Source organism: Youhaiella tibetensis, from assembly GCF_008000755.1.
Taxonomy (GTDB): Bacteria; Pseudomonadota; Alphaproteobacteria; order Rhizobiales; family Devosiaceae; genus Paradevosia; species Paradevosia tibetensis.
This window is the reverse complement of sequence record NZ_CP041690.1, coordinates 914460-931421: the sequence shown is the minus strand read 5'-3', so window position 1 is coordinate 931421 and position 16962 is coordinate 914460. Positions and strand designations below refer to the sequence as shown.

18 protein-coding genes are annotated in these 16962 nt (G+C 64.8%); 9 read left to right on the top strand and 9 right to left on the bottom strand.

What is annotated here, in order from left to right; translation table 11 throughout:
* Nucleotides 1–61 precede the first annotated feature (61 nt).
* From FNA67_RS04530 to FNA67_RS04515, 4 genes are all read left to right on the top strand, one after another.
* Entirely contained in the window at nt 62–1234 is a 1173-nt protein-coding gene (locus FNA67_RS04530) for a M20 aminoacylase family protein (protein WP_147655215.1), read from the top strand.
* A gap of 41 nt (nt 1235–1275) precedes the next feature.
* The gene (locus FNA67_RS04525) at nt 1276–2334 is read left to right on the top strand and encodes an AbrB family transcriptional regulator (RefSeq protein WP_147655214.1); all 1059 of its coding nucleotides are present in this window, start codon (nt 1276–1278) and stop codon (nt 2332–2334) included.
* Nucleotides 2335–2398: 64 nt separating this feature from the next.
* Entirely contained in the window at nt 2399–3334 is a 936-nt protein-coding gene (locus FNA67_RS04520; protein WP_147655213.1) for an AEC family transporter, read from the top strand.
* Nucleotides 3335–3355: 21 nt separating this feature from the next.
* Nucleotides 3356–4291: a 2-hydroxyacid dehydrogenase gene (locus FNA67_RS04515; RefSeq protein ID WP_147655212.1), complete on the top strand. Its 936-nt coding sequence runs from the start codon at nt 3356–3358 to the stop codon at nt 4289–4291.
* 2 nt (nt 4292–4293) lie between these two features.
* Here the strand turns inward: FNA67_RS04515 and FNA67_RS04510 are convergent, their stop codons facing one another.
* Entirely contained in the window at nt 4294–4632 is a 339-nt protein-coding gene (locus FNA67_RS04510) for a cupin domain-containing protein (RefSeq protein ID WP_147655211.1), read from the bottom strand.
* 132 nt (nt 4633–4764) lie between these two features.
* Between FNA67_RS04510 and FNA67_RS04505 the strand changes: the two genes are divergently transcribed.
* Nucleotides 4765–6414, top strand: coding sequence for an alpha-glucosidase (locus tag FNA67_RS04505; RefSeq protein ID WP_147655210.1), 1650 nt, complete (start codon nt 4765–4767; stop codon nt 6412–6414).
* On the opposite strand, the gene FNA67_RS04500 is transcribed toward FNA67_RS04505, so the two are convergent.
* The 5 genes from FNA67_RS04500 to FNA67_RS04480 form a co-directional block, all read right to left on the bottom strand.
* Nucleotides 6411–6683, bottom strand: a complete 273-nt coding sequence (locus FNA67_RS04500) for a PepSY domain-containing protein (RefSeq protein ID WP_049704049.1) — start codon at nt 6681–6683, stop codon at nt 6411–6413. The genes FNA67_RS04505 and FNA67_RS04500 overlap by 4 nt on opposite strands.
* Nucleotides 6684–6685: 2 nt before the next feature.
* Nucleotides 6686–6976, bottom strand: a complete 291-nt coding sequence (locus tag FNA67_RS04495) for a PepSY domain-containing protein (protein WP_049704048.1) — start codon at nt 6974–6976, stop codon at nt 6686–6688.
* A 139-nt stretch (nt 6977–7115) separates the two neighbouring features.
* Complete coding sequence (locus FNA67_RS04490; protein ID WP_147655209.1) at nt 7116–7433, bottom strand: PepSY domain-containing protein; 318 nt, start codon at nt 7431–7433, stop codon at nt 7116–7118.
* Between the two features lie 112 nt (nt 7434–7545).
* Entirely contained in the window at nt 7546–7845 is a 300-nt protein-coding gene (locus FNA67_RS04485) for a hypothetical protein (protein ID WP_147655208.1), read from the bottom strand.
* Nucleotides 7846–7934: 89 nt separating this feature from the next.
* Nucleotides 7935–9233, bottom strand: a complete 1299-nt coding sequence (locus tag FNA67_RS04480) for a DUF3422 domain-containing protein (protein WP_170267207.1) — start codon at nt 9231–9233, stop codon at nt 7935–7937.
* Nucleotides 9234–9412: 179 nt separating this feature from the next.
* Between FNA67_RS04480 and glpD the strand changes: the two genes are divergently transcribed.
* Together glpD and glpK are read left to right on the top strand one after the other, a co-directional pair.
* Nucleotides 9413–10939 carry a glycerol-3-phosphate dehydrogenase gene (gene glpD / locus FNA67_RS04475; RefSeq protein ID WP_147655206.1) on the top strand — a complete coding sequence of 509 codons (1527 nt, stop codon included), beginning with the start codon at nt 9413–9415 and terminating at the stop codon, nt 10937–10939.
* Between the two features lie 11 nt (nt 10940–10950).
* Nucleotides 10951–12438: a glycerol kinase GlpK gene (gene glpK / locus FNA67_RS04470; protein ID WP_147655205.1), complete on the top strand. Its 1488-nt coding sequence runs from the start codon at nt 10951–10953 to the stop codon at nt 12436–12438.
* A 74-nt stretch (nt 12439–12512) separates the two neighbouring features.
* Here the strand turns inward: glpK and FNA67_RS04465 are convergent, their stop codons facing one another.
* Complete coding sequence (locus tag FNA67_RS04465) at nt 12513–13028, bottom strand: CAP domain-containing protein (protein ID WP_147655204.1); 516 nt, start codon at nt 13026–13028, stop codon at nt 12513–12515.
* Nucleotides 13029–13172: 144 nt separating this feature from the next.
* Here FNA67_RS04465 and FNA67_RS04460 point away from each other — a divergent pair, with 144 nt between their 5' ends.
* Nucleotides 13173–14714 carry a tryptophan halogenase family protein gene (locus FNA67_RS04460; RefSeq protein ID WP_147655203.1) on the top strand — a complete coding sequence of 514 codons (1542 nt, stop codon included), beginning with the start codon at nt 13173–13175 and terminating at the stop codon, nt 14712–14714.
* Here the strand turns inward: FNA67_RS04460 and FNA67_RS21830 are convergent.
* A complete protein-coding gene (locus tag FNA67_RS21830; protein WP_053167641.1) occupies nt 14711–15103 on the bottom strand; it encodes a DUF3224 domain-containing protein in 393 nt (130 codons plus the stop codon). The genes FNA67_RS04460 and FNA67_RS21830 overlap by 4 nt on opposite strands.
* Nucleotides 15104–15163: 60 nt before the next feature.
* On the opposite strand from FNA67_RS21830, the gene FNA67_RS04450 reads away from it, so the two are divergent.
* The gene (locus FNA67_RS04450; RefSeq protein WP_170267206.1) at nt 15164–15988 is read left to right on the top strand and encodes a helix-turn-helix domain-containing protein; all 825 of its coding nucleotides are present in this window, start codon (nt 15164–15166) and stop codon (nt 15986–15988) included.
* Between the two features lie 7 nt (nt 15989–15995).
* On the opposite strand, the gene FNA67_RS04445 is transcribed toward FNA67_RS04450, so the two are convergent.
* Nucleotides 15996–16847, bottom strand: a complete 852-nt coding sequence (locus tag FNA67_RS04445; protein WP_049704040.1) for an aminoglycoside phosphotransferase family protein — start codon at nt 16845–16847, stop codon at nt 15996–15998.
* Nucleotides 16848–16962 lie beyond the last annotated feature (115 nt).

The following is a 16962-nucleotide window of genomic DNA, read 5'->3' as shown; positions in this document are numbered from 1 at the left end:
GGAGGTTGACCAATCACCTTCCGGCAGGCGAGAGTTGCGGCTTAACCGACCGAGACTTTTCATGCCTGTCATCAATCGTATTGCGGAATTTCATCCTGAAATCGCCGCCTGGCGACGCGACTTCCACGCAAACCCCGAAACTCAGTACGACGTCGTCCGCACCGCCGGCAAAGTGGCCGAACTGCTGGAGTCGTTCGGCGTGGACGAAGTGGCGACCGGCATCGGGCGCACGGGCGTGGTGGGCGTGATCAAGGGCCGCAAGAATACGAGCGGGAAGGTGATCGGCCTGCGCGCCGACATGGATGCGCTGCCGATCAACGAGCGGACGGGCAAGGAATACGCCAGCCAGACGCAGGGCAAGATGCACGCCTGCGGCCATGACGGACACACCGCCATGCTGCTCGGCGCTGCCAAGTACCTGGCCGAAACCCGCAATTTCGATGGCACGGTCGTGGTGATCTTCCAGCCCGCCGAAGAGGGTGGCGCCGGCGGCAAGGCCATGATCGACGATGGCCTGATGGACCGCTTCGGGATCCAGGAAGTCTTCGGCATGCACAACTGGCCGGGGATCGAAGCCGGCACCTTCGCGATCCGCAACGGCGGCATCATGGCTTCGACCGACGAATTCAATATCATGATCGAGGGCGTGGGCGGACACGCGGCCAAGCCGCACATGACCATCGATCCGGTCGCGACCGCCGCTCACATCGTGACGGCGCTGCAAACCGTGGTCGCCCGCAATATCGACCCACTCCAGCCGGCGGTGCTTTCGGTCACGATGATCCAGGCCGGCGAGGCCTTCAACGTCATTCCGCGCACGGCCCGGGTGGTCGGCACCATTCGCGCACATAACGAAGAGGTGCGCAACCTGGCCGAAAAGCGCCTGCGCGAGATCACCACCAACGTTGCGGTCGCCTTCGGGGCCAAGGTCGAGATCGGCTTCCGGCGCGGCTATCCGGTCACGGTCAACCATGAGGCGCAGACCGCCTTTGCGGCGCGGGCGGCGGCCGAGGTCGTGGGCAAGGACAAGGTCGACACCGACGTAGCCCCCAGCATGGGTGGGGAGGATTTCTCCTACATGCTCCTGGCTCGCCCGGGCGCCTATATTTTCGTGGGCAACGGCGACACTTCCGAACTGCACACCGACACCTACGATTTCAACGACGACGTCATCCCCCAGGGCACGAGCTACTGGGTCAAGCTCGCCGAAATGGCCATGCCGGCCGGCGCCTAGCTCTCCCTCAAAGCGGCGCCCGACGGCGCCGCCGGACTATCATGACCAACCAGCCTCTCCGCGCCAACGTCCTCTTCCGCACGCTGCTGACCCTGGCGATTTCGGCTGCTGGCGGGCTGGTCGCCACCGCGCTGCAATTGCCTGCCGGCTGGCTGATGGGCGGGGCTTTGGCGGTTGCCGTGGCCGCATTGTCAGGGGTCAGGGTCGCGATGCCCGGCTGGCTGCGCGACATCACGTTCGTTCTCACCGGCATGTCCATGGGTGCGAGCGTCGCCCGCGACAGCCTCTCGCTGATCGTGCAGTGGCCGATCACGCTGCTGGCGCTGGTGCTCGAACTGGTGATCATCATCGCCTCCACCGGCTACATGCTGCGCAAGCTCTTCGGCCTCGATCGGGCCACGGCCTATCTCAGTTCCTTCCCCGGGCATCTGTCGTTCGTGATGGGAATTGCCGCAACGGGGTTGGGCGATTCGCGCCAGATCACCATCATCCAGGTCATCCGCATCATGATGCTGACCCTGTGCGTTCCCCTGGGTGCGCTGTTCCTGCCCATCGAGCATTTCGCGGTGGCGGCGCCGGTCAAGTTCATGGATCTCCCGACCCTGGTGCTGCTCGCCCTCGCCTGCGCCGTCACCGGCGTCGTCTTTGGCCGGTTGCGGGTTCCGGCCGGCATGGTGCTGGGCGCAATGGCCGCCGCTACCGCCGCCAAGCTGGGTGGGCTGTTCGAAGGCGCCATGCCGGTGCCGCTCGCCAGCGCCACCTTCGTGCTGGTGGGGGCCCTCATCGGCTCGCGCTTTGCGGGCATCACCGTCACCGAATTCCGCCGGGCCGCCATCGGCGGCCTCATCGCCACGGCCATGAGCGTCGGCGTCGTCACCGCCATCGCCTATGGCGCCAGTCTGGTGGTGGACATGCCCTTCGGCCAGATCTGGCTTGGCCTCTCGCCCGGGGCGTTGGAAGGCATGGGAGCGCTCGGCGTGGCCCTTGGCTACGATACCGCCTTCATCGCGGCGCACCATGTTTCGCGCCTGCTCATGCTCACCATCGCCATTCCGGTCGTTGCAATGATGGTGTCAGCGAGCGACAGTCAGCCCGCTTAGCCCTTCCCCTCGGGGACGGGGCTGTGTACCACTACCATACTACCCGCCCAACGGACCTCCGCCCGTGCTCGCCATATTCAACGTCGTCATTCCGGTCTTCGCCATCGTGGCGCTGGGCTACGGGGCCGTGCGCTTCAAGCTCTACCCGACCGAGGGCGTCAAAGGCCTGGTGACGTTCGTCAACAACTTCGCCACCCCGTGCCTGCTCTTCGAGGCCATGCTGACGGCGGATTTCTCGACGACCTTCAACCCGGCGATCATCGCCCCCTTCTATATCGGCGCGCTGACCTCGCTGACGGTGGGCACGATCATCGCCATCAAGGTGTTCAAGAACCGGCCGGGCGAAGGCGTGGCCTCCGGTTTCGCGGCGATGTTCACCAATACAGTGCTGATCGGCATCCCCATCATCCAGCGCGCCTACGGGCAGGAGGCGATGCCGGTGGTCTATTCGATCATCGCGTTCCACGCGCCCTGCCTCATCACCATCGGCATGCTGGTCATGGAACTGGTCCGGCGCGATGCTGCCCCGCTGCACAAGGTGCTGGCGGTCGCGGGCATGCGGATCGTCCAGAATCCGTTGCTCTGGGGCGTCGGGCTGGGCCTCGTGGGAAACCTGCTGCACGTCAAGCTTCCCGAACCCGCCACGGCCTTCGTCACGATGATGGCCCAGGCGGTGCTGCCCGCCGCGCTCTTCGGGCTGGGTGGCGCGCTTAACGAATACAAGATTTCCGAAAGCTGGGTGCAGGCCAGTGCCATGTCGGCATTCAAGCTGGTGTTCCATCCGCTGATCGCCTACGTGCTGATGGTGCACGTGCTTCACGTTCCGCTGGAAATGGCCCGGTACGGGGTGCTGCTGGCGGCCATGCCCACGGGCATCAATGCCTATATCTTCGCGACCTACTACAATCGCGGGATCAGCGTGGCCAACAGCACGATCCTCATCACCACGGGGCTTTCCATCTTCACGATCTCCGGGTGGCTCTGGCTGCTCGGCTCCTGACCGCCCGCAAACGGAGGCAACATGACCGTCGAAATCCTTCAGGCCCACCGGCTCCTGTCCACCTGCGAGGACGCGCTGGCCAGCAACTTCGTCGTCCACAAGCTCTTCGAAGCCGAAGACCGCGAGGCGCTGCTCAGGGAAGTCGGGCCGCGCATCCGCGGCGTCGCGGCCGGCGGCAAGGTCGATGCGGCGCTCATGGATGCGCTGCCCAATCTCGAGATCATCGCCAGTTTCGGAGTCGGCTACGATTCCATCGACGTCGCGACCGCCAGGCAGCGCGGCATCCACGTCACCAATACGCCCGACGTCCTCGACGACGCGGTGGCGGAGCTGGCGATCGGGCTCATGCTCTCCCTCTCGCGCCGCATCGTGCAGGCGGACGCCTTCGTGCGGTCCGGGCGATGGGCCGAGGGAGAGCGCTTTCCGTTCTCATTCGAACTTACCGGGCGCACGGTCGGCATCCTGGGGCTGGGGCGGATCGGCAAGGAAATCGCCAGCCGCGCCCAGGGGCTCAAGATGCGGGTCGTCTATCATGGCCGGCACCGACAGGAGAAAGTGCCCTATGTCTACTACGACAGGCTCGAGGACATGGCCCGCGACAGCGATTGGCTCGTGATCATGACGCCGGGCGGCAAGGGCACCGAGAGGATCGTCTCGCGAAAAGTCCTCGAAGCCCTTGGCCCCAAGGGGATGCTCGTCAATATCGCGCGCGGCTCGGTGGTGGACGAGGAAGCGCTGGTCGACCTGCTGCAATCGGGCAAGCTCGGCGGCGCGGCCCTTGATGTCTTCGCGCGGGAGCCGAACGTGCCCGAAGCCCTCATGGGCATGGACAACGTCGTGCTCTCCCCGCACCTGGGCAGTGCAACCCAGCAGACCCGCGACGCCATGGGCGCGCTGGTCGTCGAAAACCTCCTTGCCCAGTTCAAGGGCGCTCCGCTGCCCAGCCCCGTGGTCTAGGCCTATTCGAGATTGGTCTGGTCGATCTCGGGGGCGTCGTGGATGCAGAGGACCTCGAGACGGTCGGTGCCGATATTGAGGAACTTGTGCGGCACGTTGGGCCCGACGACCACGATGTCGTTGGGTCCGGCCTCTAGCACCTCATCGCCGGCCGTAAACCGGCCCAGCCCGCGCTTGACGATCCAGGTCTCCGAGTAGGGATGGACGTGCAGGGGCGGGCCCTCGCCTGGATTGTTGTCGACGGCGAAGAAGGAAACGCCGGTACCGTATGGACCGCCCTCGAACTTGATCGTACGGCTCTTGGCCGGAGGCCGATCTGCGAAGCGCAGGACGTGAACCATGCTCGTGCTCTCCTGTGAGGGCGCAAGTTTGCGCAAGCCGATGGGGTGACGCAAGCGCTTTGCCACTTGCCGTCCGAAGCAGGAACCGATCTGAATAGAAAGAGTTACCCAAGCTCGAACAGGGAGACGGTCATGCGGGAATGGTGGCGCGGCGGCGTGATTTACCAGGTCTATCCGCGCTCGTTCCAGGACACTAATGGCGACGGCATAGGCGATCTTCCCGGAGTGATGCGTCGGCTGGACCACATAGCGAGCCTGGGCGTGGACGCCATCTGGCTCTCCCCTATCTTCCAGTCCCCGCAGGCCGACATGGGCTACGATGTGTCGGACTACATCGCGGTCGATCGCCTGTTCGGGACGATGGAGGATTTCGACGCCCTCATCGATCGCGCCCATGCCCTGGGCCTCAAGGTGATCATCGATCAGGTGCTCAGCCACACCTCCGACCAGCACCCCTGGTTCCGCGAAAGCCGGCTCAACCGCACCAATGCCCGCGCCGACTGGTTCGTCTGGGCCGATCCCAAGAAGGATGGCTCGCCGCCCAACAACTGGCCCTCGGTCTTCGGCGGCCGTGCGTGGGAATGGAACCCATCGCGTGGGCAGTACTACTTCCATAATTTCCTCATCGAGCAGCCCGATCTCAACTTCCACAACCCGAAGGTTCAGGATGCTGTGCTGGATGTGATGCGCTTCTGGCTGGAACGGGGCGTGGACGGGTTCCGGCTCGACACGGTCAACTACTATTTCCACGACGCGCAATTGCGGAACAATCCGCCGGCGCGGCGCCCCGAGCACCTGCCCTATGCGGTCAACCCCTACGACATGCAGGAGCATCGCTACTCCAAGTCGCAGCCCGAGAACGTCGAATTCATGCGCAAGGTGCGCAAGCTGCTCGACCGTTATCCCAACACCACTTCGGTGGGCGAGGTCGGCGACAGCCACAAGGCGGTGCCGCTCATGGCCGAATACACCTCGGGCGGCGACAAGCTCCATATGTGTTATTCGTTCGAATTCCTGGGCAATGCCTTCACCGCCGAGCACTTCCGCAGCCGCATCGAGGCCTTTTTCAAGGCCGGCAAGGATGGCTGGCCCTGCTGGAGCTTTTCCAACCACGACGTCAACCGGCACATGACGCGCTGGGCCGAACACGCCCGGAGCCCGGCAGAACTTGGGCGGCAGGCCGTGGCGCTCCTGACTTCGTTCCGCGGAAGCGTGTGCCTCTATCAGGGCGAAGAGCTTGGCCTGCCCGAGGCCGACATTCTCTACGAGGAACTGACCGATCCGCCAGGCAAGCGCTTCTGGCCCGAATACAAGGGACGTGACGGCTGCCGCACGCCCATGCCCTGGGACGAAGGCGAGACGCCGAACGGGTTCACCAGCGGCAAGCCCTGGCTGCCGGTCAAGCCCGAGCATTCGGCGCTCAACGTCACCGGCCAGAATGCCGACGAGGCCTCGCTCCTCAACTTCTACCGGCGCTTCCTCAACTGGCGCAAACAGCACGACGCGCTGGTCGATGGCGACATCGCCTTCTTCAAGACCGGCGAGCCGGTGCTAGCGTTCAGGCGTAAGAGTGCCGATGGCGATGTCGTGTGCGTCTTCAACCTCTCGCCCGAAGCGCTGACCGTTACCGTGGAAGGCGCGTCGTCGGATCCCGATCCGATTTCCCAGAATGCCGAACTACAGGGCAAGCGGCTCTCGCTGGGACCGAACGGCTTCGCCTATTTCGTCGCAGGCTCGGGGATCGAGGTGACGTTCAAGGGCAAGGCGGCCCGCAAGGGCTAGCGGACGATCACGCCGCCGGGGACGACCTGCAGGGTCTGCGGGTTGACCAGCATTTCGGAGAGGCGTCCATCGGGCTTGCGGATGGTGACGCGCACGCACCCGCCCCATTGCTCGACGCTGGTGATGTTCGGGCCCTGCAGTCGGGTCTTGATGTCGCTCAGGTCGACCGAACCGGTCTGGGTCGTGCAGACACTGGGCTGGCTCGCCTGGGCGGGGACCGCCAAGGGCAGTCCCACCAGGGTCAACGCCAGTAGGGCGAGAGGTTTCATGATCAGAACCCCTGATAATCCCCGCCTACCTGGCGCAGGGAGACGGGATCGAAATACATGACGCTCTCTGAGCCGTCCGCATTGCGGACATAGGCGCGGATGCAGTTGTTCCACTCTTCCACGCGCTGGACATTGAGGCCCAGGCCGCGGACGCGCAGCTCGTTCTCGTCAGCGTCGAAATGGTCGGTCGAGCTGCCGATCTCGCAACGCGGCACGCTTGCCGCCTGCGCCGGAAGGGCCATGGCGCCAACCGAACTGACGGCCAGCAAAACGGGAAGCAACAACTTTTGCATGAGGGACGCTCCAAAGCTCTAAATTCGAACAACGTGGATATGGGGGTTCACGTTCCGGCGAGCGAGGGCGCAAGCGCATGAATTATTGGCAAGTTTGGTAAGGGGCGCAGGGATGAGGCCGCGCCCCTTCCCCCGGCAGCTAGCCGACATTGGTCGGGTTGATCGGCTTGAGCGTGTCGGGGTCGAACAGCTCCATACTCGTGCGGCCGTGGGAATCGGTCACATAGGCGCGTATGCAGCTACCCCATTCTTCGACGCCCGAGACGTTATAGCCGTGCTCGCCCAGGCGGGCGGCAATGGCCTCGGTATCATCGTTGATGTCTTTGGAATTGCCGGTATTGTAGCAGGCCGCCATGTCGTCGGCGGCTTTCACCGGAGTTGTTGCCGCCTGTGCGGGCAGGGCCAGGCCGGCGCATCCGGCGACGGCGATCGCGGCAAGGGTAAGTCGGGTAAACATTGGTGGACTCCTTGGCTCAGATCCATGCCTTGGAGTCTCCGCCGGCCGGTGCCCTGAGGCCAGTTAAAGACCGGCAATCAGGGTGAAATCGGCGCAATTGTCCGGACAGGTTTCAATAGACCTGCTGGAAGGTATCCGGATCGTAGAACTCCATCTTCTCGCTGCCATCCGGCTGGCGCACGAAGGCACGCAGGCATCCGTTCCAGAACTCGACCCGGGTTGCATCCACGCCGTGGCGGCGCAGTTGCGTGCGGGCCAGGTCCGCGCGGTCCTCTTCGGAATATTGCGGGCCGATCATGAAGCCGAAGCTGAGGTTGACGCCGGTGCCACCCGTGCAGAAAGGCGCCGCCGCTACCGGGATGACGGTGGCCGATAGGGCGAGCATGGCCAGGGTCAAGACTTTGAGGTTCATCGGGTTCGGGCCTCGTGAATCGCGTTGGTGCACTATCTGGGAGGAATGTGCCCGAATTTCCACCCCGCCACTATCGGGGCGCGAAAAGTTCAATGGCCGCCTTTGTGCACCCGCTCGCGCAGGTGGCGGATGCCGAACCAGGTGAGAATGACCACGACCGGAGCCAGAATGCCGGCCCAGAGCTTGGGGTCGATGGCATGATCGTAGGCGGCGGCAATGCCCAGAACGTAGGTGAGAATGCCGAGCGCGTAGTAGCTCACCGCCACCACCGAGAGCCCCTCGACCGTCTGCTGGAGCAGGTAGGATTGCTCGGAGCGCTGGTTCATCGAGCGCAGGATGGCCTGGTTCTGCTCGGCCAGCTCGACGTCGACGCGGCTGCGCAGCAACTGGCTGGTTCTCGCCACCCGATCGGACATCTCGCGCTGGCGGTTGAGGATGGACCGGTAGGTGCGCGCGGCCGGATTGAGCCGGCGGTTGACGAAGCTCGAAATGCGCTGAGCCCCGGAAACGCGATCTTCGCGCAGGTCCTCGAGGCGCCGCTGCACCAGGTCGTAATAAGCGCTCGAGGCGTTGAGGCGGAAATGGGTCTGGGCGGTGACGCGCTCGAGTTCGCCGGCAAGGGCCGTCAGGCGCTTGAGAAATTCGCTGTCGGCGCCCGGCTTGGGATCGCTCAGCTCCTCGGTCAGGTCCATTAGGCCGCGATCGATCTCGTTGAGCTTGGGGCCTGCACTCTGAACATCGGGCCAGGAATAGAGCGTGAGCAGGCGATAGGTCTCGACCTCCGTCAGGCGTTGGGCCAGCCGGCCGGCGCGGTAGTGACTCGGGTCGCTGGTGAGGATGGCGATGTGCGTGAAGCCATCGGTCCCGGGCTTGAAATCGGTCTCGACCAGCGCCTCCCCGCCATTGACGAGCGAGGCCATGTGCTCGGGTCCGCGCTGCTGGCGCTCGGTGAGGAGGCGGGCGAGATCGGCCGTGGTGGCTTCGGCGGTGACGCGCAAAGCAAGCAGGAGCGGGGCCGGCGCGGTTTCGCGCCATGTCTGCGGAAAGTCGGGTTCGACGGGCGGGCTGACGCCTTCCCTGGTGAGAACCGTGAGCGAGCAGAACTCGGTGTGCCGCTCCCACTTGATGGAAAGGGCATCGGTCTGCGCCAGGACCTGGTCGGGGCGGTCGAGATCGACCTTGGCCTGCCAGGCGAAAAGCAGGGCGTGGACGTGTTCGTAGTGCCGGTCCGAGCCGATGTCGTCGGTGCGGAAGACGAGATGGGTCAAGGTTCCGGGCAAGGGCAGCGGCAGCGGCGGGCGCCGATTCGACTCATCGGATACCGCCTGCCAGCGGGGATCGCGCTCAAAACCGGCGAGCCGGATGTCGGTGGTCAGTTGTTCGGTCATTCCGCCCTCTTCAAAGCCCGGACCATAGTGCAGAAAAGCCAAGCCGGAGAGGGATAAATTGGTCGCAGGAACAATGGGCGTAGCCATGGCGCGACCTTCATGCTTTCGTCACCCGGCAGCGGCTAGCCTCGTGCCTTCCAAGGGGCTAAAGAACAAAGAAAACGGGAGAGAATACGCCCATGTCCGAGGCGGGTAACGAGCCGGGGATCCACGATATTTTCGTCATCGGCGGTGGCATCAACGGCACCGGGGTGGCGCGTGACGCGGTGGGCCGCGGCTATTCGGTGATGCTGGCCGAAATGAACGATCTGGCCTCGGGCACGTCATCGGCGGCGACCAAGCTCATCCATGGCGGGTTGCGCTATCTCGAGCACTACGAGTTCCGCCTCGTCCACGAGGCGCTGACCGAGCGGGAAGTCCTGTGGGCGGCCGCGCCGCACATCATTCGGCCGCTGCGGTTCGTGTTGCCCTACCAGAAGGGCCTGCGGCCCGCCTTTGTGCTGCGCACGGGCCTGTTCATGTACGACTATATGGGTGGCCGCAAGCTCCTGCCCCCGACCCGCACGCTGGACCTGCGCACCGACGAGGCCGGCAAGCCGCTCAAGCCGGGCTACAAGACGGCGTTCGAATATTCCGACTGCTGGGTGGATGATGCGCGGTTCGTGGCGCTCAATGCGCTCGACGCCCGCGAACGGGGCGCGGAAATCCGCACGCGCACCAAGGTCACCTCGGCCCGCCGCAGCCAGGGCGCCTGGACCATCGATATCGAGGACATCGATACCGGCGTGCGCGAAGCCGTGCGGGCAAGGCTCCTCGTCAATGCCGCCGGCCCTTGGGTTGACCACGTGATCGTGGAAGCGATGGGCAATAACGGGGCGCACAACGTGCGGCTGGTCAAAGGCAGCCATATCGTCATCCGCAAGAAGTTCGAGCATGACCGCTGCTACTTCTTCCAGAACCCGGATGGCCGCATCATCTTCGCCATTCCCTATGAGCGCGAGTTCACGCTCATCGGCACCACCGACCAGGACTACAAGGCGGACCCTGCCAAGGTGAAGATATCCGAGGAGGAGACCGACTACCTCTGCAAGGCGGCGAGCGAATATTTCAAGGAGCCGGTGCGGCGCGAGGATATCGTCTGGACCTATTCGGGCGTGCGCCCGCTCTTCGACGACGGCGCCAGCGCCGCCCAGGAGGCGACGCGCGACTACGTGCTCAAGGTCGAGGGCGATGCGGCGACAGGGGCGGTCGTCAACGTCTTCGGCGGCAAGCTCACTACCTCGCGCCGGCTGGCGGAGTCGGTGCTCGAGAAGATCGAGGGCGTCCTCGGCAAGCGTGGCGAACCGTGGACGAAATCGGCCAAGCTGCCGGGTGGCGAGTTCGAGCCGCTGGCATTCGATGCGGAAGTCGAAAAGCTCAAGCGCGACTACCCTGCCCTGCCCGCGGCGCTCCTCAGGCGCCTGATGCGGCACTACGGTACACGGGCCCGCTTCATCCTGAACGAAGCCTCGTCCGTCGCCGAGCTTGGCGAGATGTTCGGAGCGGACCTTTCGGCCCGCGAGGTCGACTACCTCATGGAGGAGGAGTGGGCGGTCTCGGCGGAGGACGTCTTGTGGCGTCGCTCCAAACTCGGCCTGATTGTTACAGAGGATGAGAAGGCGCGGCTGGCAGCCTACATGGCCAAGCGCCTCGCGACGCGCATTTAAGGGGGAGTTACATGAGCGGATACGTGCTGGCCATCGACCAGGGCACGACATCGAGCCGCGCCATCGTCTTTGACGAGAAGCAGGCCGTCGCGGGGGTCGGGCAGAAGGAGTTCACCCAGATCTTCCCGCAATCGGGATGGGTCGAGCATGACCCCGAGGAGATCTGGGAGAGCGTGGTCTGGGCCATACGCACCGCGCTCGAAAAGGCCGGCATCTCGGCCGCCGAAGTCGCCGCGATCGGCATCACCAACCAGCGCGAGACCAGCCTCATCTGGGAGCGCGCCACCGGCAAGCCCATCCACAACGCCATCGTATGGCAGGACCGGCGTACGACCCCGCTCTGCAATGCCTTGAAGAAGGCCGGCAAGGAAAAGGTCTTCACCCGCAAGACCGGGTTGCTGCTCGACCCGTACTTCTCGGGCACCAAGGTGCGCTGGTTGCTCGACAAGGTGAAAGGCGCGCGAAAGCGCGCCGTGGCAGGCGAACTCGCCTTCGGCACGGTCGACAGCTTCCTCATCTGGCGCCTGACGGGCGGCAAGGTCCACGCGACCGACGCCACAAATGCCAGCCGCACGCTGATGTTCAATATCGCCAAGAACAGGTGGGACGAGGAGCTTCTCGACCTGCTCGGCGTGCCCAAGGAACTGCTGCCCGAGGTCAAGGATTGCGCCGACGATTTCGGCGTTACCGATGCCGGCCTGTTCGGCGCGGCCATCCCCATCCTGGGCGTGGCAGGCGACCAGCACGCCGCCACGATCGGTCAGGCGTGCTTCGAGCCCGGCATGCTCAAATCGACCTACGGCACCGGGTGCTTTGCGTTGCTCAATACCGGCGACGAACTGGTCAAGTCCAAGCACCGGCTGCTTTCGACCATCGCCTATCGGCTCGACGGCAAGACGACCTATGCGCTAGAAGGCTCGATCTTCGTGGCAGGGGCTGCCGTGCAGTGGCTGCGCGACGGGCTCAAGATCGTCAAGACCGCCGCTGAGACCGGGGCGCTGGCGCACACGGCCGATCCGGGCCAGCATGTCTACATGGTGCCCGCCTTTGTCGGGCTGGGCGCGCCCTGGTGGGATGCCGAAGCCCGCGGGGCCATCTATGGGCTGACACGCGCCACTGGCGCCGCCGAGATCGCCAAGGCGGCCCTGGAATCGGTGGTCTACCAGACGCGCGATCTCTTCGAGGCCATGCGCAAGGACTGGAAGGGATCCGGGCAGGACACGGTGCTCCGAGTCGATGGCGGCATGGTGGCTTCGGACTGGACCATGCAGTTCCTTGCCGATGTCCTCGATGCGCCGGTCGATCGGCCGACGATCCTCGAGACTACCGCGCTTGGCGCGGCCTGGCTCGCCGGCTCGAAGGCCGGGGTCTGGCCCGGCGCGAAAGCTTTCGCCAAGAGCTGGGCGCGCGACCGGCGGTTCGAGCCGAAGATGGACCCGAAGGTGCGCAAAGCAAAGCTCAAGGGATGGGACGACGCCGTGCGGCGGACGCTGAGCTAAGACATTCGGTTGCCTGAGGGGGTGCGCTGTGTCGGGTGACCGACGCGGCCCATCCCACCCGAGAAACTCACCCGCTAGAGATAGACCCGCCAGGCATCGAACGATCCGCCGGCGATTAGGGCCCAGTAGATTCCCATGCGGCTCTTGCCCGGCGTCCGCGCGAAGGCCAGCCCGAACTCGACGAACTTGGTGCTCAGCAGCGTCTCGCGATGGCCGGGAGAGGCCAGCCAGCCCTCGAGCGCCGCCGGAAGCGACTTGTGGCCACCGGCCACATTCTCGCCTACCGCGCCGGCATAGCCGGCGGCCGTGACGCGTTCGCGCAGCGTGACGCCCAGATCGTGCGAGAGCTTGTCCTTCGAGGCCATCAGCCGGGCCTGGCTGCGGGCGGCCTCGGCCAGTTGCGGATTCCACGTCCAGGCGGGGCGGCCGTTGGCGGCGCGCACTTCGTTGACCTGGCGCAGGATGGACTCCGTCGTCAGGGCCTCGGGAGAATTATCCGCCGGAGCGATGGCCGGCATGGTGGTGGTACAGGCCGAAAGGGTCGTGGCCGCGGCCGCGACGAGAAAACCGCGGCGGGAAAGAACGAGCATGTCTGGGGTCCCGATTCGTGCTGCAACGGCAATGTAGGACGATCGCGGCGAAATCAGGAAGAGTTCGCTCGAAATCCGAACGGGGCGCGCCTTGCGCGGCGCCGACCGCCCCTGTTTAGTGCGGCCAGGGGAGGAAGCAGGACAATGGCAAAGCCGTCGCGTTTCGTGATCGTGGGAGGCGGGACCGCCGGGTGGCTGGCGGCCTTCATCATCCAGGACAGCGCCAGGCGCATGAAGCTGGACGCCACGATTTCGGTGGTCGAGTCCTCCAAAATCCGCACCGTCGGGGTAGGCGAGGCGACGACGGCGGCTTTCCGCGTCTTCCTCCAGCACTTCGGCATCGATGAGTTCGAATTCTTCCGCGAGACCGAGGCGACCTTCAAGCTGGGCATTCGGCACCAGGACTGGCGGCGGAAGGGATTTACCTATTACGGCCCGATCGATGATCCGCACCAGGTGGTGCAGCCGCCGCAGGGCGCGCCCTCGGACTATCTCAATGTCTATGCGGTTTCGGTGGGCAAGAAGGTGCAGGACATGCACCTTTTCGGGCCGCTGCTCGAGCGCAGGAAAGCGCCCTATGCGCGCAAGGCGGATGGGTCGCTGGTCCGTCTCGGACCGTTCCACCATGCCTACCATTTCGATCAATCGCTCGTAGGCAAGTATCTCAAGCGCAAGTCCAACGGGGTCGAGATCGTCGATGCCGTGGTGGAAGGCGTCGAGCGGGACGGCGAAAGCGGGGACATCACCGCGCTCAAGCTCGACAGCGGGGAGCGGCTGGAAGGCGACTTCTTCATAGACGCCACCGGGTTCCGCAAGCGCCTCATCGTCCAGGAATTGCAGGCGCCCTGGATCTCATATGCCAGGGAACTGCCGGTCAATCGCGCCCTGCCCTTCTGGCTCGACATCAAGGAAGGCGACGAGATCGCCAACTACACCCTTGCCTGGGCGCAGGAAAATGGCTGGATGTGGCAGATACCAACCCAGACCCGCTATGGCTGCGGCTATGTCTATTCGGACGAGTTCACCACGCCCGAGCAGGCCAAGCTCGAAGTCGAGCGGGCCCTGGGCCATGAGATCGAAGTCCGCGACGATATCCGCTTCAGCATCGGCCGGCTGGAAAAGGCCTGGATGGGCAATTGCGTGGCGGTGGGGCTGAGTTCGAGCTTCCTCGAACCGCTGGAATCGACTTCGATCCACGGCACGATCGTGCAGATGATGCTGTTCGCCGAGCATTACCTCAAGGAACCGGGCAGGATGACCCCGGCGGAGCGCGACGACTACAACCGCCGCGTTGGCCGGCAGGTCGACGACTTCCGCACGTTCGTGAACACTCACTATGCGACCGAGCGCGACGACACCCCGTTCTGGCGCAACGTGCGGGCGGAGCGGCTGCATCCGGAAACGCAGGAGCGGCTGGCGCGCTGGCGCACGGAGATGCCGCGCGCCGAGCATTTTCCCAACTATCTGGGTGGATTACCTCATATCGAGACGCAGTTGCACTATCCGGTGCTGGACGGGCTGGGGCTTCTCGACCCCGCGGTGGCCAGGGCCGAAATGGCGCGCGATCCGAAGCTGCGGGCCTTCGCCAAGAAGACCCATGACGAACTGGTCAAGGAATACAAGCAGGCCGCCACCCGGGCGATGGGGCATGCCGAATTCCTGCAGGCCGTGAGGGATATGGCTTAGGGCAAGGTGTAGTCGATTTCGTAGTGGACGGTCTTGTCGTGCTCGGCCGCGTAGCTGCCCTTGCCGGAAATCCCGGCGAGTTCGCCGGTCCCCGAGCCCTTGACGATCTCCCAGCTGGAGCTGGCCACGCCGTTCTCCCATGTGCCGACCTCGTAGATCATGAAGGTGCCTTTCCTGCCCGCCAGGGTGCCGTCGACCAAGAGGTAACCGGAATAGTGGCAAAGGGAATCATTGGGGTATTGCATAAGGAAATCGGTCTTGGCATCGGCGGCGAGGTCGCCCTTGAAGACCACGTCAATGCTGGCCTTGGTGGATTTCTGCGGCGGAGCCTCGTGGTAGGGCTTTTCGTCCCAGTTGTTGTGCAGAATGGTGCCCTTGGCCTTGTTCATGATCGCCTCCTTTATTGATGTGACCAGCCTAGCGCGGGTGCGGCGAGGGGAATTGTAGATTTGCGACAGACGCTCGAACGCATCGTCATCGACCAGCAGAACGATCCCGCGCGCGGCTTGTTGCATCGGGCCGAAAGCTTCAAGAACTTCGAGCTCTTGCGGCTGGCGGCCAGCGAGGACCTGGAACCGTTCATCGAGCATTTCTGGTTGGTGATCTGGGATCTGGAAGCGCCCTATACTCAGGAAAACCTGCCTCATCCCAGCCAGCACCTGGTGATCGATCCGGTCGGCGGCACCGGCATTTTCGGGCTGCAGCGCGCCAAGTTCACCTATCGGCTTGAAGGGCGCGGCGCGGTGGTCGGGACGAAGTTCCGGCCCGGAATGTTCCGCGGCTTCCTCGGCCGGCCGATGCACGAAATCACGGACCGCACCGTCCCCGTGCAGTCGGTCTTCGGCGTAGACGAGCGGATACTGAAGGAAGAACTGCGCGGCGCCAACGATCCGGCGACGATGGCGGACCGGGTCGAAGACATCCTGCGCGAGAGACTGCCCGATCCCGATCCGCGCGCCGAGGAGGCCCGGCGTCTCGTCGCCGAGATTTCACGCGCCCCCGACCTTTTCAGCGTCGCGGCGCTGGCGGGGCTCGCCGGTGTCACCGCCCGCAGCGTGCAGCGGCTTTTCGAGGACTATGTCGGGGTCGGCCCGAAATGGGTCATCGACCGCTACCGCATGATCGAGGCGGTCGAGGCCCTCAACCGGAACGAGGAAACCAGCCTCACCGCGCTCGCCCACGCCCTGGGCTATTTCGACCAGGCGCATTTTTCAAAGGCCTTCGCGGCGCTGACCGGCAAGCCGCCCTCGAGCTATCGCCGGGCAGCAGAGTAGGCTCGCCTCAGGCCTTGTCGTAGGCCGTGAGGAGATGGGGCAGCACGTCGAGCTGGCCGGCAATGGAGTTGCCATCTTCGATATCCCAGCAAGCCGAAAGCGCCGCGTGCGCGGCCGCGAAGCCGAGGATGCGCTTGCGGTTGAAGCCGAGACGCACGGCGAAGCTGTCGGCAAGGCGGGCGATACGGCCCGGATCGGCGGTCAGCTTCTGGGCTCCGAGCGGGTTGATGAAGGCGTTGGCGACCTCATAGGTCGGGTCGCCCAGCAGGCCCTTGGGATCGATCGCCAGCCAGCCGCGCGAGGACGAAAGGATGTTGTCGTGATGGAGGTCTCCGTGCAGCGGCACCACACGGGAGGGCTTGTCGAACATGGCCAGGCCGATGCCGACGGCGCGCGCATAGAGGTCGCGGGCGGTATAGGGCCAGGCACGGACATTGGTCTCGAAGAGCGCCTGGAAACGCTGGCGCAGCGGGATGAGGTCCTCGGGAGCGTCGTCGCGCGGCTTGTGCAGTAGCTGGACGACATGGCCGAAAGCCTCGGTGGCCTCCTCGTCGCGGCCCTGGCGCGCCGGATCCCCCAGCGTCTTGCCCTCGACCCATTCCATAAAGACGGCATCGTCCGTGCTGTCGAACACGGTCACTGCCCCTTCCCCGCCATACCAGGCGAGCAGCGCACCGCCGCGCCGCTCGTCCTCGGACCTGCCGGGCTTGAGAACCTTGAGCGCAGCCGGATCGCGACCGTTCTGCTCGACCTTGTAGATCGTGCTGGTCGGCGTTTCGGTGACCGGCGTCGCCTTGGTCAGCGACCACCGGATCATGGCGCGACTGAGCGCGGTCTCGGCGGGGGACTGATTCATCATGGCAGCATTAGAGCAGATTGGCCGGGGAGTTTCGATAGGGGGCGTGGAATGCGGCAGGAGTGAGTCGGGGAACTTCGATGCGCTCCATAGGCCTCAGCCTCCTGTGGGGAAGGGA